The sequence below is a fragment of the Enterobacter chinensis genome (genome assembly GCF_034008295.1).
GTDB classification, from domain to species: Bacteria; Pseudomonadota; Gammaproteobacteria; order Enterobacterales; family Enterobacteriaceae; genus Enterobacter; species Enterobacter chinensis.
This window is the reverse complement of sequence record NZ_JARDVI010000007.1, coordinates 210,563-231,747: the sequence shown is the minus strand read 5'-3', so window position 1 is coordinate 231,747 and position 21,185 is coordinate 210,563. Positions and strand designations below refer to the sequence as shown.

Annotated in this window: 17 protein-coding genes; 9 read left to right on the top strand and 8 right to left on the bottom strand. The window is 56.4% G+C overall.

The window, feature by feature from the left end; genetic code table 11:
• Positions 1-29: 29 nt before the first annotated feature.
• The 5 genes from PYW49_RS20175 to araD all read left to right on the top strand — a co-directional run bounded on the left by PYW49_RS20175 (position 30) and on the right by araD (position 5,133).
• Complete coding sequence (locus PYW49_RS20175) at positions 30-1,349, top strand: MFS transporter (protein WP_320387343.1); 1,320 nt, start codon at positions 30-32, stop codon at positions 1,347-1,349.
• 76 nt (positions 1,350-1,425) lie between these two features.
• Positions 1,426-2,931, top strand: coding sequence for an FGGY-family carbohydrate kinase (locus tag PYW49_RS20170; protein ID WP_320387342.1), 1,506 nt, complete (start codon positions 1,426-1,428; stop codon positions 2,929-2,931).
• Positions 2,928-3,581: a 3-keto-L-gulonate-6-phosphate decarboxylase UlaD gene (gene ulaD, locus PYW49_RS20165; RefSeq protein ID WP_320387341.1), complete on the top strand. Its 654-nt coding sequence runs from the start codon at positions 2,928-2,930 to the stop codon at positions 3,579-3,581. Before PYW49_RS20170 ends, ulaD begins: the two co-directional genes overlap by 4 nt.
• Before the next feature lie 2 nt (positions 3,582-3,583).
• A complete protein-coding gene (locus tag PYW49_RS20160) occupies positions 3,584-4,444 on the top strand; it encodes an L-ribulose-5-phosphate 3-epimerase (RefSeq protein WP_047347612.1) in 861 nt (286 codons plus the stop codon).
• Positions 4,438-5,133: an L-ribulose-5-phosphate 4-epimerase gene (gene araD / locus PYW49_RS20155; RefSeq protein ID WP_134348385.1), complete on the top strand. Its 696-nt coding sequence runs from the start codon at positions 4,438-4,440 to the stop codon at positions 5,131-5,133. The genes PYW49_RS20160 and araD overlap by 7 nt, the downstream gene beginning before the upstream one ends.
• On the opposite strand, the gene PYW49_RS20150 is transcribed toward araD, so the two are convergent.
• The gene (locus PYW49_RS20150; RefSeq protein WP_134348384.1) at positions 5,134-5,952 is read right to left on the bottom strand and encodes a helix-turn-helix domain-containing protein; all 819 of its coding nucleotides are present in this window, start codon (positions 5,950-5,952) and stop codon (positions 5,134-5,136) included.
• Between the two features lie 225 nt (positions 5,953-6,177).
• Here PYW49_RS20150 and PYW49_RS20145 point away from each other — a divergent pair, with 225 nt between their 5' ends.
• Together PYW49_RS20145 and PYW49_RS20140 are read left to right on the top strand one after the other, a co-directional pair.
• A complete protein-coding gene (locus PYW49_RS20145; RefSeq protein ID WP_320387340.1) occupies positions 6,178-7,578 on the top strand; it encodes an MFS transporter in 1,401 nt (466 codons plus the stop codon).
• A 10-nt stretch (positions 7,579-7,588) separates the two neighbouring features.
• Complete coding sequence (locus PYW49_RS20140) at positions 7,589-9,538, top strand: glycoside hydrolase family 127 protein (protein WP_320387339.1); 1,950 nt, start codon at positions 7,589-7,591, stop codon at positions 9,536-9,538.
• A gap of 85 nt (positions 9,539-9,623) precedes the next feature.
• Here PYW49_RS20140 and PYW49_RS20135 read toward each other — a convergent pair whose 3' ends face one another.
• Positions 9,624-10,364 (bottom strand): MipA/OmpV family protein, encoded by a 741-nt coding sequence (locus PYW49_RS20135; protein WP_134348381.1) that lies wholly within the window; start codon positions 10,362-10,364, stop codon positions 9,624-9,626.
• A 117-nt stretch (positions 10,365-10,481) separates the two neighbouring features.
• On the opposite strand from PYW49_RS20135, the gene PYW49_RS20130 reads away from it, so the two are divergent.
• Positions 10,482-11,447 carry a LysR family transcriptional regulator gene (locus tag PYW49_RS20130; protein ID WP_320387338.1) on the top strand — a complete coding sequence of 322 codons (966 nt, stop codon included), beginning with the start codon at positions 10,482-10,484 and terminating at the stop codon, positions 11,445-11,447.
• Here the strand turns inward: PYW49_RS20130 and aldB are convergent.
• The 6 genes from aldB to PYW49_RS20100 all read right to left on the bottom strand — a co-directional run bounded on the left by aldB (position 11,444) and on the right by PYW49_RS20100 (position 18,597).
• Positions 11,444-12,982, bottom strand: coding sequence for an aldehyde dehydrogenase AldB (aldB, locus tag PYW49_RS20125; RefSeq protein ID WP_134348379.1), 1,539 nt, complete (start codon positions 12,980-12,982; stop codon positions 11,444-11,446). The two genes, PYW49_RS20130 and aldB, sit on opposite strands and share 4 nt — an antisense overlap.
• An 86-nt stretch (positions 12,983-13,068) precedes the next feature.
• On the bottom strand, positions 13,069-14,916 hold the full coding sequence (selB, locus tag PYW49_RS20120; protein ID WP_320387337.1) for a selenocysteine-specific translation elongation factor: 1,848 nt from the start codon (positions 14,914-14,916) through the stop codon (positions 13,069-13,071).
• Entirely contained in the window at positions 14,913-16,298 is a 1,386-nt protein-coding gene (selA, locus tag PYW49_RS20115) for an L-seryl-tRNA(Sec) selenium transferase (RefSeq protein WP_320387336.1), read from the bottom strand. Before selA ends, selB begins: the two co-directional genes overlap by 4 nt.
• Before the next feature lie 103 nt (positions 16,299-16,401).
• Complete coding sequence (locus PYW49_RS20110; RefSeq protein ID WP_134348376.1) at positions 16,402-17,010, bottom strand: glutathione S-transferase; 609 nt, start codon at positions 17,008-17,010, stop codon at positions 16,402-16,404.
• 91 nt (positions 17,011-17,101) lie between these two features.
• On the bottom strand, positions 17,102-18,238 hold the full coding sequence (locus PYW49_RS20105; RefSeq protein ID WP_134348375.1) for an HlyD family secretion protein: 1,137 nt from the start codon (positions 18,236-18,238) through the stop codon (positions 17,102-17,104).
• 2 nt (positions 18,239-18,240) lie between these two features.
• Positions 18,241-18,597, bottom strand: coding sequence for a DUF3302 domain-containing protein (locus PYW49_RS20100; protein WP_134348374.1), 357 nt, complete (start codon positions 18,595-18,597; stop codon positions 18,241-18,243).
• A 659-nt stretch (positions 18,598-19,256) separates the two neighbouring features.
• Between PYW49_RS20100 and PYW49_RS20095 the strand changes: the two genes are divergently transcribed.
• Positions 19,257-21,164 (top strand): PTS mannitol transporter subunit IICBA, encoded by a 1,908-nt coding sequence (locus PYW49_RS20095; RefSeq protein WP_320387335.1) that lies wholly within the window; start codon positions 19,257-19,259, stop codon positions 21,162-21,164.
• Positions 21,165-21,185 lie beyond the last annotated feature (21 nt).

The following is a 21,185-nucleotide window of genomic DNA, read 5'->3' as shown; positions in this document are numbered from 1 at the left end:
TTCCGGTTACCTACACTGAGAGATTAAATATGAATACGTCTACTCAAGCTCTACATGCGGATATTCCGCGTCAGCGCTGGCTAAGAATCATTCCTCCCATTCTTATCGCCTGTATTATTTCGTATATGGACCGCGTGAATATCGCGTTTGCGATGCCGGGTGGCATGGATGAAGAGCTGGGTATTTCCGCCACCATGGCAGGCCTGGCGGGCGGGATATTCTTTATCGGCTATCTGTTTTTGCAGGTCCCCGGCGGCAAGATTGCCGTGCACGGCAGCGGCAAGAAGTTTATCGGCTGGTCACTGGTCGCCTGGGCGGTGATCTCGGTTCTGACCGGGCTTGTGACTAACCAGTATCAGCTTCTGGTACTGCGCTTCTTACTCGGCGTGGCGGAAGGCGGGATGTTGCCCGTTGTGCTCACGATGATCAGTAACTGGTTCCCGGACGCCGAGCGCGGTCGCGCCAACGCGATTGTGATCATGTTTGTGCCCATCGCCGGGATCATCACGGCTCCGCTGTCAGGCTGGATTATTACCGCACTCGACTGGCGCTGGCTGTTCATTATTGAGGGTCTGATGTCCGTCGTGGTGCTGGTACTGTGGGCGTTCACCGTTTACGACCGTCCGCAGGAAGCCCGCTGGATAACAGACGCCGAGAAAAACTATCTGGTGCAAACGCTGGCGGCGGAACAGCAGGCCATCGCCGGAAAAGAGGTGAAAAATGCCTCGCTCAGCGCGGTGCTGTCTGACAAAACCATGTGGCAGCTGATCGCCCTGAACTTCTTCTATCAGACCGGGATTTACGGTTACACCCTTTGGCTGCCCACCATTCTGAAGGAGCTGACGCACACCAGCATCGGCCAGGTGGGAATGCTCGCTATTCTGCCCTACATCGGTGCCATTGCGGGCATGTTCCTGTTCTCTACGCTCTCTGACCGCACCGGCAAGCGCAAGCTGTTTGTCTCCCTGCCGCTGATTGGCTTCGCGCTCTGCATGTTCCTTTCCGTGGCGCTGAAAGCAAACACCTGGCTGGCCTATGCCGCACTGGTGGGCTGCGGCTTCTTCCTGCAATCCGCTGCGGGCGTGTTCTGGACCATTCCGGCGCGTCTGTTCAGCGCCGAAATGGCGGGCGGTGCGCGTGGCGTGATCAACGCTCTGGGGAACCTCGGTGGGTTCTGTGGTCCGTATGCCGTGGGCGTGCTGATCACCCTGTACAGCAAAGATGCGGGCGTTTACTGCCTGGCGATCTCTCTGGCACTGGCATCGCTGCTGGCCCTGCTGTTGCCGGCGAAATGCGATGCCGGCGCAGAGCCCAATCCCACGGTGACCCCACATAAACGTGCGGTCTGATGCCCTCAACTAACCCACTAAACCAAACCGTAGGCCGGGTAAGCGAAGCGCCGCCCGGCAATTAAGCGAGAAGAAGATGAGTGAAAAAGAGCCTTTCTGGCTGGGTATCGATTGTGGCGGTACTTATCTGAAAGCCGGTTTGTACAACAGCCAGGGCAAAGAAGTCAGTATCGAACGCCGCTCCGTTGCCACGCTCAGCCCTCGAGCAGGCTATGCCGAGCGGGATATGCATCAGCTATGGCAGTACTGTCACGCGACCGTTGCCTTGCTGCTCAAAAATTCAGGGGTAAACGGAAAACAGATCAAAGGTGTCGGTATTTCTGCACAGGGCAAGGGACTGTTTCTGCTCGATAAACAGGACCAACCGCTGGGCAACGCCATCCTCTCCTCTGACCGCCGGGCACTGGACATTGTGCAGCGCTGGCAGCAGGACGGCATCCCCGAAAAACTCTACCCGCACACGCGCCAGACGCTGTGGACCGGGCATCCGGCCTCGCTTCTGCGCTGGGTCAAAGAGAACGAGCCGCAGCGGTATCAGCACATTGGCTGCGTGATGATGGCACACGACTATCTGCGCTGGTGTCTGACCGGCGTGAAAGGTTGCGAGGAGAGCAACATCTCCGAGTCCAATCTCTACAACATGAATACCGGCCAGTATGACCCGCAGCTTACACGCTGGCTCGGTATCAGCGAGATTGATGGCGCACTGTCGCCGATTGTCGGTTCAGCAGAAATTTGCGGGGAAATCACCGCTCAGGCAGCCGCGCTTACCGGTCTCGCGGCGGGAACTCCTGTCGTTGGCGGACTGTTTGATGTGGTTTCCACCGCGATCTGTGCCGGACTGCACGACGAACATACGCTGAACGCCGTGATGGGCACCTGGGCCGTCACCAGCGGGATTGCCAATGCGCTTCGGGACAACGAACCGTTTCCCTATGTGTATGGGCGTTACGTTCACCCACAGCAGTACATTGTTCACGAAGCCAGCCCGACCTCGTCCGGGAACCTTGAGTGGCTGACCGCGCAGTGGGGCGATATGCCATTTAGCGAAATCAACCGCGCCGTGGCCAGCCTGCCGAAAGCCGAAAGCGATCTGCTCTTCCTGCCGTTCCTCTACGGCAGCAACGCCGGGCTGGAGATGACCAGCGGTTTATACGGCATGCAGGCGCTACACACTCGTGCGCACCTGCTCCAGGCGGTTTACGAGGGTGTGGTGTTTAGCCACCTGACCCACCTCAACCGCATGCTCGAACGCTTTACCCACGTACACGCCCTGCGCGTGACGGGTGGCCCCACCCATTCGGATGTATGGATGCAAATGCTCGCAGACGTCAGCGGGCTGGCCATTGAACTGCCGCAGGTGGAAGAGACGGGATGTTCCGGCGCGGCGCTGGCTGCGATGGTGGGCACCGGCGTTTTCACCGACTTCCACTCCGCGCAGCGCGCGCTTAAACATGACATCCGGATCATCGAACCCGACATGCACGCCCATGCGGCCTACCAGCGCAAATATCACCGCTACCAGTTACTGATTTCAGCATTACAGGGTTACCACGCCCAAATTAAGGAGTACGACCTATGAGCCGACCATTACTGCAGCTGGCGCTCGACCACACTTCACTTCAGGACGCGCAGCGCGATGTTGCGACGCTTTCAGATCACGTCGATATCGTCGAAGCGGGCACCATTTTGTGCCTGACCGAAGGGCTAAACGCCGTGCGCGCCCTGCGCGAGCAGTGCCCGGATAAGATCGTCGTGGCGGACTGGAAAGTGGCGGACGCCGGAGAAACGCTGGCAGAACAGGCATTTGGCGCTGGCGCGAACTGGATGACCATCATCTGTGCCGCACCGCTGGCCACCGTTGAAAGAGGCCACGAGGTGGCACTGCGCTGTGGGGGTGAAATCCAGATGGAGCTGTTTGGCAACTGGACGCTAGACGACGCGCGCGCCTGGCACCGTGTCGGCGTGAAACAGGCCATTTATCATCGCGGGCGCGACGCACAGGCCAGCGGACAGCAGTGGGGTGAAGCGGATCTCGCGAAAATGAAAGCGCTCTCTGACATCGGTTTGCAGCTCTCGGTTACCGGCGGCATCACTCCCGCCGACCTGCCGCTGTTTAAGCAGATCAACGTTAAAGCCTTCATTGCAGGACGCGCGCTGGCAGGCGCCGCTAATCCACCGCAGGTGGCACAGGCATTCCACTCACAAATCTGCGACATCTGGGGAGCGTAATCATGCGTCAGCATCCGTTAGGTATCTACGAAAAAGCGCTGCCGAAAGATCTCTCCTGGCCCGAGCGCCTGGTTCTGGCGAAAAGCTGCGGGTTCGATTTTGTTGAGATGTCCGTCGACGAGACCGACGAACGATTATCGCGCCTTGAGTGGAGCACCACGCAGCGCGCCTCGCTGGTGGAAGCGATGCTGGAAACCGGTGTGGCGATCCCCTCCATGTGTTTGTCTGCCCACCGTCGCTTCCCATTTGGCAGCCGCGATGAAACCGTGCGCGAACGGGCCCGAGAAATCATGACGAAGGCCATTAAGCTAGCGCGTGACTTAGGCATTCGCACCATCCAGCTTGCGGGTTATGACGTGTACTACGAAGAGCACGACGAGGGCACGCAGCAGCGCTTTGCCGAAGGGCTGGCGTGGGCCGTAGAGCAAGCCGCTGCCGCGCAGGTGATGCTGGCGGTGGAGATCATGGACACCGCGTTTATGAACTCCATCAGCAAATGGAAAAAATGGGACGACATGCTCGCCTCGCCGTGGTTCAGCGTTTACCCGGACGTCGGCAACCTGAGCGCATGGGGCAACGATGTGGCTGCCGAGCTGACACTGGGTATTGACCGCATCGCTGCGATCCACCTGAAAGATACCCAACCCGTGACCGAGCAAAGCCCCGGCCAGTTCCGCGATGTGCCGTTTGGCGAAGGCTGCGTCGATTTTGTTGGCGTGTTTAACACGCTCAATCAGCTGAACTATCGCGGCGCATTTCTGATTGAAATGTGGACTGAAAAAGCAAAAGAGCCGGTGCTGGAGATTATCCAGGCGCGCCGCTGGATTGAAGCCCGTATGCAGGAAGGAGGCATGGCATGTTAGAAAAACTCAAAGACGAGGTGCTGGCGGCAAACCTGGCGCTGCCTGCCCACCAGCTGGTGACGTTTACCTGGGGAAACGTCAGCGCGGTCGACCGGGAAAGCGGCATGATGGTCATCAAGCCCTCCGGCGTGGAATACGAGGTGATGACAGCAAAGGATATGGTGGTGGTGAATATCGCCACCGGAGAGGTGGTCGAAGGTAGCAAAAAGCCCTCGTCAGACACGCCGACCCATCTTGCGCTGTATCGCCGTTATCCAGAGATTGGCGGCATCGTACACACCCATTCCCGCCACGCCACCATCTGGTCGCAGGCGGGGCTGGATTTACCGGCGTGGGGCACAACGCACGCCGACTATTTCTACGGGCCAATTCCCTGCACGCGCCTGATGACCACGGCCGAAATTGCAGGGGAGTACGAATACCAGACGGGTGAAGTGATCATTAAAACCTTTGAGGAGCGCGATCTCAGTCCAATGCAGATCCCGGCGGTTCTGGTTCACTCCCACGGCCCGTTCGCCTGGGGTAAAGATGCTGCCGATGCGGTCCACAATGCCGTCGTGCTGGAAGAGTGCGCGTACATGGGCCTGTTCTCGCGCCAGCTGGCACCGCAGTTACCGGTTATGCAGCAGGAACTGCTCGACAAACATTACCTGCGCAAGCACGGGGCGAATGCCTATTACGGCCAGTGATCAGCCGGAATTAATATGCTCTTTACAGTACCGCCGTTTCCAGACGGCGGGGGTTAAGCCCGTGTGTTTTGAAAATATCTGCCGAAAATAGCCCACGTCATTAAAACCGCAGCGGGTTGCCACTTCGGTGAGCGAGGCAGAGCCATCCAGCAACAGCTTTTCTGCCGCCCTGACGCGCTGGCGATGTATTGCCTCCGTCAGGGTTAAATGGAAAGTCCGGCGAAACACGCGTCCGAGGTAATCAGCATTGCAGTGCAACTCTTTTGCCAGCTGCGACGTAGAAAGCGGCAAATGAAACTGCGTGCGAATAAGTTGCTTCGCCTTCCACGCCATCGCCGCACCGGCCTCATCGGCTTTATCTTCATATCCCGAAGAGCTCGACAACTGCTGTAGAATCAATAATAAAATCATCTCCAGCGCCACGCTTCGCTGTAATTTCTCCTGCTCGCTGAGGAATTGCCGAAATAGCGCAATGACATATTGCGCGTCCCTTACACGACAGTGTTGCTCTATTGCCAGAGGGGCGGCATTTGGCAACAAACCATGTTGTGTTTCAACCTCAAAATGGAGCCAGTAAAAGCGCAGGTCCGCCGGGAAATCCTCCACGCCCACATGTCGACGGCCCGGCCAGAGAAGTAAACTTTCTCCCGCATTCACCTCAAAGACATGCTGTTCTTCCTGGATCGTTAATGTCCCTTTTTCGACAAAAATAATCTCCCACGATGTTAACTTCCGCGCAGGGTGGCGGCCCACGCCCCTGGAAATAAACAGCCCGCCATTCTGGACGTTAATCGGAAGCGCTATGGATAATTCAAGCATGGATATTCACCATTCCGCTTTTATTGCCGTTGATATTCAAATTACGCTTTGATTATTAATCAATATTCGAATAACTGTCCGATCGGAATCACATTTTTATCATCAGGTCGGAATCGTCATCTTTTTATACTTTTCCCTTCCCTTGTTGGCCTTTCCGTTCGGTGCAGAATAAATGAGTACCTTGCACAAATACGATAATAAATTCGATTAATGAGGAGTTACTTCATGACTTCCACACCGATTACAGAATCAGACCTGACGCAAGAGGCAACAGATAGCCGCTTGTCCGTCCGCGAAAAAATTGGCTACGGCCTGGGTGATGCGGGCGGGACGGTGATTACCTGCCTGATCATGAATTTTCTGACTTTTTTCTATACCGATATTTTTGGCCTGACCCCGGCGCTCGTGGGTACGCTGTTTATCGCCCTGCGCGTGTTTGATGCCATTTCCGATCCGGTGATGGGCGTGCTTGCCGACCGCACGCAAAGCCGCTGGGGACGTTTTCGCCCGTGGCAGCTGTGGGTCGCCTTCCCGATTGGAATTATAGGCGTACTGACATTCACCGTTCCGGAAGCCAGCATGGGCGTGAAAATCGCCTGGGCGTTCGGCACCTATTTGCTGCTGTCCGTTGGCTATACCGCCATCAACGTTCCTTACTGCGCGCTGATCAACACCATGACGACCCGTCACAGCGAGGTAATCTCCTGCCAGTCATGGCGCTTTGTGCTGTGCGGTGTGGCAGGCTTTTTGGTCTCCGTGGGCCTGCCGTGGCTGGTCGCAACGCTGGGCCAGGGCAACGCCGCGCGGGGCTATCAGCTGGGTGTAGGCGTACTGTGCGCCATCGCAGTGGTGATGTTCCTCTGCTGCTTTTTCTGGGTACGCGAGCGCGTTCCGCTGGCGCTGATGGGCAAATTCACCCTGCGCGAGCATCTGGCCGGCCTGCGTAAAAACGATCAGCTGCTGCTGATGCTGGTGATGTCGTTCCTGCTGATCAACGTGTTTAACATTCGCGGCGGCGGTTACATGTACTTCATCACCTACGTGCTGCAGGGCAGCACCGCATACACGTCGCTGTTTTTCACCATGGTGACCTTTGCGGCTATTCTGGGCGCGGTGATCGTAAACCCCCTTTCTCGCCGCGTTGATACCGTCAAACTCTACTATTATACCAACCTGGTCCTCGCCGCGCTCGCGGTGGGAATGTGGTTTCTGCCCGACGGCCCGGCCCACCAGGCGCTGTGGCTGATCGTCATTCTGAGCAATGGCGTCATTCTCGGATTTACCCTGCCGCTGCACTTCTCGCTGATGGCGTTTGCCGACGACTACGGCGAGTGGAAAACCGGCGTGCGCTCGTCGGGCATGAACTTCGCCTTTAACCTGTTTTTCATCAAGCTCGCGTGGGCATCCAGCGCGGGGATCGTCAGCCTGGTGTTTATCGCCGTCGCCTATCAGCCGGGAGCGGATAACCAGACGCCTGCTTCACTGCAGGGCATCACCGCCATGGAGACACTTCTGCCCGCCCTTTTCCATCTGCTGCTGGCAGTATCCATCCGCTGGTGCAGACTCACTAACCCCATGATGTCGCGCATTGCCACCGATCTGCGCCAGCGTCACGTACCGTCCTGAGGAGAACGCTATGTCCATAATGGAAGCCGACCTGCATCAACTGAAAATTAACGACCCGTTTCTCGGGCAGTATCAACGGCTGGTACGTGAGGTAGTGATCCCCTACCAGTGGGACGCGCTAAACGATCGCGTGACGGAAGCCGAACCCAGCCACGCCATCACCAACTTCCGCATTGCGGCGGGCCAGGAGCAGGGCGAGTTCTACGGTATGGTGTTTCAGGATAGCGACGTGGCGAAATGGCTGGAAGCCGTGGCGTGGTCGCTGTGCCAGAAACCGGATGCTGAACTGGAAAAAACCGCCGACGAGGTCATTGAACTGATTGCCGCAGCGCAGTGTGAAGATGGTTATCTCAACACGTACTTTACGGTAAAGGCCCCCGACGAGCGCTGGACCAATCTGGCCGAATGCCACGAGCTGTACTGCGCCGGGCATATGATTGAGGCCGGCGTGGCGTATTTTCAGGGAACCGGAAAACGCCGTCTGCTGGAGGTGGCGTGCAGGCTGGCGGATCATATCGACAGCGTGTTTGGCCCCGGTGAGAGCCAGCTTCACGGCTATCCAGGCCACCCGGAAATCGAGCTGGCGCTGATGCGGCTTTACGACATCACGCAGGAGCCACGCTATCTCACGCTGGTGAAATATTTCATTGAACAACGCGGCGTGCAGCCTCACTTCTACGATATCGAATACGAGAAGCGCGGCAGAACGTCATACTGGAACACCTATGGCCCGGCATGGATGGTCAAAGACAAAGCCTACAGCCAGGCGCATCAGCCGCTTGCCGAACAGCAAACAGCTATTGGACACGCGGTGCGTTTTGTCTACCTGATGGCGGGCATGGCGCATCTGGCACGCCTGAGCCATGACGAGGGTAAACGACAGGACTGCCTGCGGCTGTGGAAAAACATGGCGCTGCGCCAGCTGTATATTACCGGCGGGATCGGGTCGCAAAGCAGCGGTGAAGCCTTCAGCCGCGATTATGATTTACCCAACGATACGGTCTATGCCGAAAGCTGCGCCTCCATCGGTCTGATGATGTTTGCCCGCCGGATGCTGGAGATGGAGGCCGACGGCCACTACGCCGACGTGATGGAGCGCGCGCTATACAACACGGTGCTTGGCGGCATGGCGCTGGACGGAAAACACTTCTTCTATGTGAACCCGCTGGAGGTACATCCGAAAACCCAGGCATTCAACCATATCTACGATCACGTGAAACCCGTCCGCCAGCGCTGGTTTGGCTGCGCCTGTTGCCCGCCGAATATCGCGCGCGTGCTGACGTCGCTGGGGCATTACATTTACACCGTTCGCCCGGATGCGCTGTTTATAAATCTCTACGTGGGCAACGATGTCACCATTCCGGTTGGCGACGAAACCCTGGCGCTGCGAATTAGAGGCAATTATCCGTGGCAGGAAGAGGTGAATATCGAGATCGTCTCGCCTGTGCCGGTGAGGCATACCGTGGCCCTGCGCCTCCCGGACTGGTGCGCGGCACCTGCCGTGTCGTTGAACGGTGAAACCGTTGCGGGTGAAATCTCCCGGGGATATTTCTACCTGACCCGTACCTGGCAAGAAGGAGATGTCGTCACGCTGACGCTACCGATGCCGGTTCGCCGCGTGTACGGAAACCCGCAGGTACGCCAACAGGCGGGCAAAGTCGCCCTGCAGCGCGGTCCGCTGGTCTACTGCCTGGAAGAGGCCGATAACGGGGCGAACTTACATAACCTCTCCCTGCCTGCTGGCAGCGAATTTCGGGTCTTTGAAGGGCGCGGGATATTTGCACACAAGATGCTGATTCAGACAGAGGGGATGGGGGGTCACGTGAAGGATACGGATGCGCTGTGGCAGTATGATCGCTCGCCGGTACAACGTCAGCCCCAGACGCTGACCTTTGTTCCCTGGTTCAGTTGGGCAAACCGGGGAGAAGGGGAAATGCGGATTTGGGTAGATGAAGGCTGAATATCTGCGGCCTGTTGCCCTCACCCCAACCCTCTCCCACGGGAGAGGGAGTAATAAGGCGAAGCCGCCACCCGGCTTTACTGCATCAGAAACGCCAGGTCAGGCCGGTCATCAGCGCGAAGCTGTCGTCGCGGTCGATCATCGGGCTGTTCTTCACGTCGTCAGGTAATACGGTATAAACCGCGCTGGCGTTGAGATACAGCTTCTGGGTTAACTGATATTTAGCCGCCAGGCCGACGTATGGCGTCCAGCTGTCGCCGGCGGTGTATTCATCCATACCCGAGCGGCGAGACTCGCTGCCGGATACACCGTAGTAGTAGTCGTTATAGCTTTCATCGCTGTAGAAAACGCCGATCGATGGCGTCAGAGTCAGGCGTTCCATTCTGATTGGACGGAAGTACGATACTTCGCCCATCACGCCGCCGCTTTCATCCATCGCATCGCCAGAGACGGCCACTTTCAGGGAACCCCAGCTCTCGTGGCGGTAGTAGGCGCCGCCGAGGAAGGCGGATGCTTTGCGCTCGTCCAGCTGCTTCATCTGATGGTCGTCGTTATCATCAGGATCAAAATGCAGCGGCATCCACGACGCGGTCAGGCTGAATTCATTTTTTGCGTCTTTCCACAGGATCCATCCGCCCGTGGTCTGGCGCACATAGAATCTGTCGCCTTCGTAGCTAATTAACGGTACTGCGCTGGTATTTTCATTATATCCTTTGTAAGGAGACTCATTAAATACAGCCCCCGCTCCAAGTGAAAAGTCACCGGCCATTGCAGAGGATGTTGCAAATAACGTGGCAGCGATGAGTAAATTGTATTTAATAGTCATTACATGTAATCCATTTAAATGCCAAACAAGCGAGGCGAATAATAATGGTTACAAATTTGCCAATGCAACGCTGCGGTTTATATAATATTATATATAAAATCATATAGATGGGTGCGCATGATGAGTAAATTACAGCTAAAGCCACGCGAATTAAAAATTATTTCCGTCATTGCCGCAACCCACAGCATTGGTGATGCCGCCGCCCTGCTGGGCATGGCGCAGGCCAACGTCAGTAAATATCTGTCTGATTTTGAAACGCGGGTGGGGCTCAAGGTATTCGAGCGTACCACTCGTCAGCTGGCCCTTACCCAGTTTGGCGAAGCGTTACTCCCCTACGTGAATGCTACGCTGGATAAGAACAGTCAACTTGTTAACTTCATTGCTGATTACAAGCATGAAAAGCGCGGGAAAGTCACGATCTATGCCCCAACAGGTATCGTGACCTATCTTGCGCGCCACGTGATCCATCAGATAGAGGACATTGGTGACATCCGCATCTCCCTGAAAACCTACAACCTGGACCGTAATGAATTTTCAGAAGGTGTTTCCTTTCCGGATGACTGCGATATTTTAATTACCTATGCTCAACCGAAAGATGAAAGCCTGGTCGCCAGCGTGTTGACAAAATATTCCGTTACGGCATTTGCAACCGTTGAATATTTAAATAAACATCCCCTGACGGGACCTGAAGAGTTAATTAATCACTCCTGCATTCTCATTGACTCCATGCTGGTCGATGATGCAAACATCTGGCGCTTTCGCGTGCACGGCAGTGATAACGTGCATGATTACCGGGTAACCGGTAATTATATTTGCGACAATACGCAGACGGCCCTGGAGCTGGCAAGAAATAACCTTGGGATTGTTTTTGCGCCAAAAGAGAGTCTGAAAAAAGAATTAACAAAAGGCATGCTGGTTCCCTGCTTCCCGCATCAGGAGGAGTGGTGGCTCGATCTGACGGCCATTTTCCGCAAACGCGAATACCAGCCCTGGCGCGTGCAATACGTTCTGGATGGCGTCCTCAACTGCCTGCGCCAGCAAATTGCTCAGGCCGCCCATGGACGGCCTGAGCTGGGCGATTAGAACAGCCCCAGCGGTTTATCAGAGTAGCTGACCAGCAGACATTTCGTCTGCTGGTAATGCTCCAGCATCATCTTATGGGTTTCACGACCGATGCCCGATTGCTTATAACCCCCAAAAGCCGCGTGTGCCGGATAGGCGTGGTAGCAATTGGTCCATACGCGCCCGGCCTGAATACCTCGACCCATTTTATACGCCAGATTACCGTTGCGGCTCCAGACGCCCGCCCCCAGGCCATACGGTGTGTCATTGGCAATTTCCAGCGCCTCCTCCATCGTTTTGAAGGTGGTCACGGCCAGCACCGGTCCGAAAATCTCCTCCTGGAAAACGCGCATGTTGTTCTGACCGAACAGGATCGTCGGCTCAAGGTAATACCCTTCCTGCAGATCCCCACCCAGCATTTTACGGCGACCGCCGGTCAGAATATCCGCGCCCTCTTTCTTGCCGATATCAATGTAGTTGAGGATAGTTTCCAGCTGTCCGTGCGAGACCTGCGCCCCCATCTGCGTGACGTTATCGAGCGGGTTACCGCTGCGGATAGATTCGACGCGGCGAATGGCACGCTCCATAAAGCGCTCATAGATGGACTCCTGCACCAGCGCGCGGCTTGGGCAGGTACAGACTTCGCCCTGGTTAAACGCAAACAGCGCAAACCCTTCCAGGGCTTTATCGAAGAAGGCATCTTCTTCTTCCATCACGTCTGCGAAGAAGATGTTCGGGGATTTCCCGCCCAGCTCCAGGGTCACCGGAATGATGTTCTGCGTGGCGTACTGCATAATCTGCTGACCCACTTCCGTCGAGCCGGTAAACGCCACTTTGGCAATCCGTTTTGAGGTGGCCAGATATTCACCTATCTCACCGCCCGCACCGTTCACCACGTTAATCACGCCCGGCGGCAGAAGATCGCCGACGATTTCCATCAGCAGCAGAACCGAGAGCGGGGTCAGACGCGCCGGTTTAAGCACAATACAGTTTCCGGCCGCCAGCGCCGGCGCCATTTTCCAGCTAGCCATCAGCAGCGGGAAGTTCCACGGAATAATTTGCCCGACGACGCCCAGCGGTTCATGGAAGTGATACGCCACGGTGTCGCTGTCAACCTCACTTATTCCGCCCTCCTGCGCGCGAATACAGGAGGCAAAATAGCGGAAGTGGTCAATGGCCAGCGGCACGTCTGCCGCCATTGTTTCCCGGATCGGCTTGCCGTTATCCCAGGTTTCTGCCGTCGCCAGCAGCTCCAGATTTTGCTCCATCCGGTCGGCAATTTTGAACAAAATGGCCGCACGGTCCTGAACGGAGGTATGGCCCCATTTATCTTTCGCTTTGTGCGCCGCATCCAGCGCCAGATCGATATCACGCTTGCCGGAGCTTGCTATCTCACACAGCGGCTGGCCGGTAACGGGGGTCAGGTTGGAATAGTATTCGCCGTCGACGGGAGCGACCCAGTCGCCGCCGATAAAGTTGTCATAACGGGGCTTCAGCTTGAGGGGAAAACCATACTCGCCGGGCTGGATACGCGATGAGGGAGGATTGTTTGTCATGACCGTCTCCTTGCTGTTGGTGTACAACAAGGGTAGTTCCGGCTGGCGATTTTCTCGCCAGCCGGTAACGGTGTTTACGACGGGGGTCACGGAGTTTCAGGAAATAACAGCGAATCTCGCAGGACATGATCGTTACCGCGACGGCGGGTAAAGCCGATGCGATTAAAATACTCCAGGATCTGAATCGCCAGCTTGCGGCCCACGTTCAGTCGGTCGCGGAAATCAGCGGCGCAGGTAGAGCCCCGCTCCTGATCCAGCTCGCGGATCAGGTTCGCAAACGCAACGATACGATCGTTACGGTAATAACGATCTTTCACGATCGCGACTATCAGCCCCTGCTGCGCCGCATGGCGCAATACCTGACGCATCACCTGCTCGTCGGCGTTCGTTTCGCGAGCCAGATCGCGAACCCACCACGGCTCATCGCCAAACAGCGGAGCCACTTTTTGCCATACAGCCTCTTGCTCTGCGGTGAATCCGGCCTTGTGATCCGGCAGATGTAGCCAGCCGTGGTGGCTTTTGATCGCCCCGCTTTCGCGCATGTTTTCAATCAGGAGCAGCACCAGCGCATCGTCTTCCATCGGCAGCGCCATGCGTCGTAGACGTTCACGACCCGGGCCAGGCTCATCCTGATGCTGTTCATGGTAAGTTGCGAGCGTGTTCAGTATCTTACGCTGCCAGTTTGCCGCAACCGGGGCGTTGAGCAAGCTGTTTCCGGCCTGAATAAAGCCCGGTTCCTGGGTCAGCTGACGTAAACCTTCCCCGCTCAGCTGGCGTGCCCATGCAAAATCCTTAAGGCTCACCGCACCGCGCTCAAGATGCACCTGTAGCGCGGCGCTATCCTCTCTGGCCTGCGCCAGCGCTGCCAGCCATTGCAGATATTCAGGTTTACGCTTGCCGCGTCGCGGTGGGTTAAGCACCACCACCCGCGCCCCGGCCAGCGTTTCGCGCGCGGAAATATCACGCAGTACCAGACGATCGTTGTCTGCAAGCCAAAGCGGCGAATCGAAAACCAGTTCGGCAAGGTCGTTTTCCAGCAGCGACACGCGCCCGGTGATATGGCTGGCCGCGTGGTGGATATGCAGCGGCTGCCATTGGCTCAGGGGCGCGTGCGTCTGCAGGGAGACAATGACGCGTTCAGACGGTTCAGGTGGGGCATCGGCGAGCAGCCAGTCGCCGCGGTTAAGCTGCTCTTTTTCCGCATCCCCGGCAATGTTAAGCGCGATCCGCTGCCCGGCGTGGGCCTGCTCTGTGGGCTGGTTTTGCGCATGCAGGCCGCGCACGCGCATCGGTTTGTTAACGCCCGTCAGCCACAGGCTATCCCCCACTTTTACTTCACCGCTCAGCGCCGTACCGGTGACCACCAGACCTGCGCCTTTGACGGTAAACGCCCGGTCAATGGCCAGACGGAAACGGTGATGGCTGGCGTGGCTACGTGACGAAAGGTGCTGTAAATGGTGGCGAAGTTCGTCGATACCTCGCCCTTCTGTTGCCACGGTGACAAAAAGCGCTGCATCGGCAAAACCATATTCTCGTAAGGTTGCCTGCACCGTTTCGCGCACCTCGCTGACGCGCGCGTCGTCCACGCGATCGGCTTTGGTCAGCGCCACGGTCAGCTGCGGGTTGCCGGTCAGCTGCAGGATCGCCAGATGCTCGCGGGTTTGCGCCATGACGCCGTCATCACAGGCCACCACCAGCAGGGCATGATCGATGCCCCCCACACCCGCCAGCATGTTAGACAGAAACTTTTCATGCCCCGGTACATCAATAAAACCCAGAACGCGGCCATCGGGCTGGGGCCAGTAGGCATAGCCGAGATCGATGGTCATGCCGCGCTTTTTCTCTTCCGGCAGGCGGTCGGCATTTACGCCGGTAATCGCCTGCAGTAACGTGGTTTTTCCGTGGTCGACGTGACCGGCGGTGGCAATAATCATTTCAACAACATCTCCAGAAATCGCTCTTCATCTTCAAGGCAGCGCAGATCCAGCCACATTCGGCCGTCGTAAATCCGCCCGATAAGCGGCGTCGGCAGACCGCGCCAGCGCGACGACAGGGCGTCAAGGCGGCTGCCGCGCCCGTCACGCGGGGTGAACGTAAGCGCTTCGCTCGGCAGCCTGTCCACCGGCAGCGAACCGCTGCCAATCTGAGACTGGCAAGGCTCAATGCGCACGTCAAAATCGGGGTAGTGCGGAGCTACGCGCGGCAGCAGTAACTCGGCCTGGGCGCGAATCGAGGCGGCATCACGGGTTAGCAGACGCAGCGTGGGCAGGCTGTCGGCCAGCTTCTCGGGATGCAGATAAAGCTGCAGCGTCGCGTCCAGCGCGGCAAGGGTCATTTTATCGGCACGCAGGGCGCGCTTGAGCGGATGCTGCTGCAGCTTCGCAATCAGCTCGCGTTTACCCACGATAATCCCGGCCTGCGGCCCGCCCAGCAGTTTGTCGCCGGAAAAGCTGACCAGGCTGACGCCCGCTGCAATCATCTCTTGCGGCATCGGCTCTTTTGGCAGACCGTACTGGCTCAGATCCACCAGCGAGCCGCTGCCGAGATCGGCAATCACCGGTATATTCAGTTCGCGCCCAATCGCCGCCAGCTCGGCTTCTTCAACCGTTTTGGTGAAGCCTTCGATATGGTAATTGCTGGTGTGGACCTTCATCAGCAGAGCGGTATTTTCATTCACCGCCGCGCGATAATCTTTCGCATGCGTACGGTTAGTGGTGCCCACTTCATGTAGCGTGCAGCCCGCCTGGCGCATCACGTCCGGGATGCGAAACGCCCCGCCAATTTCCACCAGCTCGCCGCGGGAAACCACCACCTCTTTGCCGCTGGCGGTGGCCGCCAGCATCAGCAGCACCGCCGCAGCGTTGTTATTCACAATGCAGGCATCTTCCGCGCCGGTCAGCCGGCACAGCAGCTCCGCCAGCGCGCGATCGCGATGCCCGCGCCCGGCGCCGTCCAGATCGTACTCCAGCGTCACAGGCGCTCGCATGGCCTGCACGACCGCAGAAATAGCCTCTTCCGCCTGCTGCGCGCGGCCCAGGTTCGTATGCAGCACGGTACCCGTCAGGTTGATCACCGGGCGTAACGCGCTTTGCGCTTTCTCGTCCAGCCGGCGTTCAACTTCCTGCTCCCACGCTGCACACCAGTCGGGTAAGGCGTTTTCTGACTGAATAGCGCTTCGGGCTTCATCCTGAAGCAGGCGTAACATCTCCACCGTCGCGGTATGGCCAAAACGCTCAACGGCAGCATGAATGCGGGGCTCGCGAAGAAGACGGTCGGTAGCGGGGATCTGGCTGTACAGCGAATGATGAGTAGTCATGAAAGCGCCTGGCGAGTAAATATCTTCCCCCCTCCCGACGGGAGAGGGAGTTAACATGTGGAGAGATTGTACCGCCTCCAGCGGCGAAGTGTTATAACCCGCATCAAGCCTTTGGTGGTTCGGTACGGGCAAAGCTCTCGCGGCTAAAAAGCGTGTCTGCAAGCTTCACCAGCAGCGGACGGTCTACGCACCAGCCAGGGGAAACGCGGCGGAAGTTGAGATAGCCAATGGCGCAGGCGATGGCGATTGTCGCCAGGTTCAGGCTGTCGGTTTCGATCTTCCCCTCCCGGATAAGCTGTTCACACCTGTCCAGGCTGCGGCTGATTTTTTCCCGCTGGCGCAGTAGTTCGTTTTCTGACTGCTGGGCGGCGGGCCTTGCCTGTTCACGCACGGAGGTGAGAGCCGCATCCATAATGCCATCTGCCAGGGCTTCAATTTGCTTCACCGCCAGCGCCGCTTTTGGGTCAGCGGGTAGCATTGCCGGGGCAACGCCCAACAGCTCGATATACTCCGCAATAATGGGGGAATCGAACCAGTATTCACCCTCGTCCGTCACCAGTGCCGGGACTTTCCCCAGCGGGTTGTACTGCGCGACGCCATTTTCGGCGTTGTAGGGCTGTTCATTGATGAATTCAAATTCAATCCCTTTCTCCAGCAGGAGAATCGAAATTTTTCGCACGAAGGGACTGGTGTAGCTGCCGATGAGTTTCATTGCCTGATCCTTGATGCCGGAAAAAACGTCAGTATGGATCAAGCGATGAAAAAAGGGCAGGTATGCGTGTCGCATTCCTGCCCTGGAGGGATTAGTGATCGAGATAGAGGTAGTGCATCCAGCTGGTCATACGCAGCAACACTTTACGCATGACCGACACGTGGGCGAAATGGTCCGAATAGACGGCCACCTGGGCATAGATACCGTCTGGCAGCGCATCGACGTCGGCGTTAGGCTCCAGCTCAATCAGCGCTTGTACGCCATCCGTACCCGGGACGACGCTCAGTGCCTGCAGCGCGCCCTGAGCCTGATACGACCCGCCAGGCACCACCGGCAGAACGCTGGTGAGCTTACCGGTGAACACCTGGCCCGGTAGCGCGTTAAACACCACTTCCGCTTCATCACCCGGCTTCAGACGCAGCAGCGAGTTCTGGCGGAACTGGGCCACGATCTGACGCTTCTGTTCAGGGATAAAGACCATCACCGGGCGCAGAGGCAGCGCGGCGGCATAGGTCCCCGGACGGATCAGCACCTGGGTGATATACCCATTGCTCGGCGCACGCACCACGGTCTGATCCAGGTTGTATTTGGCTTCAGCAAGCTGAGCGCGCAGTGAGGCAATCTGCGACTGCTCGCCGTTCACCATGCTGTCTAACTGGCTTTGAATCTGCACCTGTTCAGCAACGGAGCCTTTTACCAGCGCATCCTGTGCCAGATAGTTCTGCCGCGCGTTGTCGATATCGCTTTCAGAGAAGGGATTCACCTTCGCCTGGCTGCCTTTCAGGTAGCGCTGATAATCTTTGTACAGGCGATCGCGCTCAGCGGAGACGCGCGTGGTATTGGCGACGGCTTCCGCCAGCTGCGCTTTCAGATTATCGATGTTGTGCGTCGCGGTCACCAGGTCAGCCTGGAGTCTGTCAACGCGCGCCTGATAACGGCCTGGATCCAGTTTAAATAACACTTCGCCTTTTTTAATGAGCTGGTTATTTTTATCGGTTACTTCACTTACCACGCCAGTCACCTGCGGCGTGATCGGAATAGAAATAACCGCTTTTTGCGCCGTAAAGGTATACGGATGGTTATAGTTCATTAGCAGAATAAGTCCGGCAACAATAAACACACCACCTAATGTCGCGGTGGCAAGCGTCCACTGGTTTACCGGAATACGGAATATTTTAAAAATCACCCAGGCAAATGCCACATAGGTCAAAATAATCAACAGATCCATGATTAGCGCTCCAGCGTGTTCTTATCAGCAGTAGGCTGTACTACGGCCAGCTTTTGTTCGAGTTCCGCCACGCGTTTGGCCAGCGCATCCATGCCCGGGACCTCATCAGGCTTTGTAATATGGTTTTGCATGCCCCAACCGCGGTCTTCACGGTACAGCGTGGCCCAAATCCACAGGAACGGCCAGATGGCATGAAGCGTAAACAGGCTAATCCACCCTGCCGTATGAATCGCATCGGCATGCGGGTGGTTACGCTTTTTGGCCATATTGTAAGGTATGTCATGAATGGCGATGATTCCGTAAAAAAGGACCAGAAATACAAAAATCAATACGCCAAGCGCAAAATAGTTGAGAAACATATTCTCCTCACTTAAACAACGTCAATTCATTAAATTAATATAACAGTACGCAACCTAATTAATTTTTATAAAAACGGGGTGGTACTTATTATTTCCAGAGCCGGGGAGTATGGGTTTTTATAATATCTCCATGCAAGTTTATAAGCGTGTCAAAATATATCCTGAATAATAATAGACTTAACCTTACAATATGAGCGTAATCCACCTTTTAACTTTTCGCCATACCACACATCAAAAGTGGTTTTTTAGCTTTACGTGTTGCGCTATGCCATCCTGAAACAGAATCGCTAAGCAAAGTTTGCCGCCGATCGCAGCTGGAGAAATCTGCATAAAAATATTTTGTGAAATCAGTCACAATCCAGAAACAAACACACAATACCAAAACGTGACGACAATCACATAAACAGGTGGTTTTTGCGTTATTTCTCGGCATCGTATTTTTTTTGTCCACTGTTTTTGTGATTCAGATCACCTCATTGAATGCCACACCCCCTACATTTACGTGATGCGCATCACACAAATTTTCGCTATCTGGACAGTTGAACGATTCAGTGCCAGATTTCACAGCATCAGAACAGGGTCCGGCTACCTCTGCCGCCGCACATTAACGATAAACCTCGGGCCGCAAGCCTAAGCGTAAACATAAGAAGGGGTGTTTTATGTCATCCGATTTCAAGATCAAAGTTCAAAGCTTTGGTCGTTTCCTCAGCAACATGGTGATGCCAAATATCGGCGCGTTTATCGCGTGGGGTATCATCACTGCATTGTTCATTCCGACAGGGTGGTTGCCTAACGAGACGCTGGCGAAACTTGTTGGCCCAATGATTACCTATCTCCTGCCGCTGCTCATCGGTTTCACCGGTGGTCGTCTGGTGGGCGGTGACCGTGGTGGCGTCGTGGGGGCTATCACCACCATGGGTGTTATCGTCGGTGCGGATATGCCGATGTTCCTCGGTGCGATGATTGCCGGTCCTCTGGGCGGCTGGGCGATTAAGAAATTCGACGTCTGGGTTGATGGTAAGATCAAATCCGGCTTCGAAATGCTGGTGAACAACTTCTCTGCGGGCATCATCGGGATGATCCTCGCGATTCTGGCGTTCCTCGGCATTGGCCCTGCGGTTGAAGTGCTGTCTAAAATTCTGGCAGCGGGCGTTAACTTTATGGTGGCGCATGACATGCTGCCGCTGGCGTCTATCTTCGTTGAACCAGCGAAAATCCTGTTCCTGAACAACGCCATTAACCACGGTATCTTCTCGCCGCTGGGTATTCAGCAGTCTCATGACCTCGGCAAGTCCATCTTCTTCCTGATTGAAGCGAACCCAGGTCCGGGTATGGGCGTTCTGCTGGCGTACATGTTCTTTGGCCGTGGCAGCGCGAAACAGTCAGCTGGCGGTGCGGCTATCATTCACTTCCTGGGCGGTATCCACGAAATTTACTTCCCGTACGTGCTGATGAACCCACGTCTGATCCTGGCCGTTATCCTCGGCGGTATGACCGGCGTGTTCACCCTGAGCGTGCTGGGCGGTGGTCTGGTTTCTCCTGCCTCCCCGGGTTCCATCCTGGCGGTACTGGCGATGACGCCAAAAGGGGCTTACTTCGCGAACATCGCGGCCATCTGTGCGGCAATGGCGGTCTCCTTCGTTGTCTCTTCTATCCTGCTGAAAACCAGCAAAGTGAAAGAAGACGACGATATCGAAGCGGCAACGCGTCGTATGCACGACATGAAAGCCGAATCCAAAGGCGCGACCCCACTGGCGGCGGGCGACGTATCTAACGACCTGAGCCACGTGCGTAAAATCATCGTTGCCTGTGATGCCGGTATGGGTTCCAGCGCAATGGGTGCAGGCGTGCTGCGTAAGAAAGTGCAGGATGCGGGCCTGACCAACATCTCCGTGACCAACAGCGCCATTAACAGCCTGCCACCGGATGTTGACCTGGTGATTACGCACCGTGACCTGACCGAACGCGCCATGCGCCAGGTACCGCAGGCACAGCACATCTCACTGACCAACTTCCTCGACAGCGGTCTGTACACTAACCTGACCGAACGTCTGGTTGCCGCGCAGCGTCACGAAGACAACGAAGTGAAAGTACGCTCCAGCCTGCAGGACAGCTTTGACGAGAGCAACGCCCACCTGTTCAAACTGGGTGCCGAGAACATCTTCCTCGGTCGTACAGCGGCGACCAAAGAAGAAGCGATTCGCTTTGCCGGTGAGCAGCTGGTGAAAGGCGGTTACGTTCAGCCTGAATATGTTGACGCGATGCTGGAACGCGAAAAACTGACGCCAACCTACCTGGGCGAATCCATCGCGGTGCCGCACGGAACGGTTGAAGCGAAAGATCGCGTCCTGAAAACCGGCGTCGTATTCTGTCAGTACCCGCAGGGCGTGCGCTTCGGTGAAGAAGAAGATGACATTGCCCGTCTGGTGATTGGTATCGCCGCTCGCAACAACGAGCACATTCAGGTGATTACCAGCCTGACCAACGCGCTGGATGATGAGTCCGTCATTGAGCGCCTGGCACAGACTGAAAGCGTTGAAGAAGTTCTGGCACTGCTCAACAAATAACGGTACTCCTCCCTCTCCCCC

Bases quoted from the DNA above. Each gene is read 5' to 3' on its own strand.
- selA (WP_320387336.1), bottom strand. From the start codon at position 16,298: ATGACTACTCATCATTCGCTGTACAGCCAGATCCCCGCTACCGACCGT.
- PYW49_RS20175 (WP_320387343.1), top strand. From the start codon at position 30: ATGAATACGTCTACTCAAGCTCTACATGCGGATATTCCGCGTCAGCGC.
- PYW49_RS20145 (WP_320387340.1), top strand. From the start codon at position 6,178: ATGACTTCCACACCGATTACAGAATCAGACCTGACGCAAGAGGCAACA.
- PYW49_RS20100 (WP_134348374.1), bottom strand. From the start codon at position 18,597: ATGTTTCTCAACTATTTTGCGCTTGGCGTATTGATTTTTGTATTTCTG.
- PYW49_RS20105 (WP_134348375.1), bottom strand. From the start codon at position 18,238: ATGGATCTGTTGATTATTTTGACCTATGTGGCATTTGCCTGGGTGATT.
- PYW49_RS20140 (WP_320387339.1), top strand. From the start codon at position 7,589: ATGTCCATAATGGAAGCCGACCTGCATCAACTGAAAATTAACGACCCG.
- PYW49_RS20130 (WP_320387338.1), top strand. From the start codon at position 10,482: ATGATGAGTAAATTACAGCTAAAGCCACGCGAATTAAAAATTATTTCC.
- PYW49_RS20110 (WP_134348376.1), bottom strand. From the start codon at position 17,010: ATGAAACTCATCGGCAGCTACACCAGTCCCTTCGTGCGAAAAATTTCG.
- PYW49_RS20170 (WP_320387342.1), top strand. From the start codon at position 1,426: ATGAGTGAAAAAGAGCCTTTCTGGCTGGGTATCGATTGTGGCGGTACT.
- PYW49_RS20135 (WP_134348381.1), bottom strand. From the start codon at position 10,364: ATGACTATTAAATACAATTTACTCATCGCTGCCACGTTATTTGCAACA.
- selB (WP_320387337.1), bottom strand. From the start codon at position 14,916: ATGATTATTGCCACCGCCGGTCACGTCGACCACGGAAAAACCACGTTA.
- aldB (WP_134348379.1), bottom strand. From the start codon at position 12,982: ATGACAAACAATCCTCCCTCATCGCGTATCCAGCCCGGCGAGTATGGT.
- araD (WP_134348385.1), top strand. From the start codon at position 4,438: ATGTTAGAAAAACTCAAAGACGAGGTGCTGGCGGCAAACCTGGCGCTG.
- PYW49_RS20095 (WP_320387335.1), top strand. From the start codon at position 19,257: ATGTCATCCGATTTCAAGATCAAAGTTCAAAGCTTTGGTCGTTTCCTC.
- ulaD (WP_320387341.1), top strand. From the start codon at position 2,928: ATGAGCCGACCATTACTGCAGCTGGCGCTCGACCACACTTCACTTCAG.
- PYW49_RS20150 (WP_134348384.1), bottom strand. From the start codon at position 5,952: ATGCTTGAATTATCCATAGCGCTTCCGATTAACGTCCAGAATGGCGGG.
- PYW49_RS20160 (WP_047347612.1), top strand. From the start codon at position 3,584: ATGCGTCAGCATCCGTTAGGTATCTACGAAAAAGCGCTGCCGAAAGAT.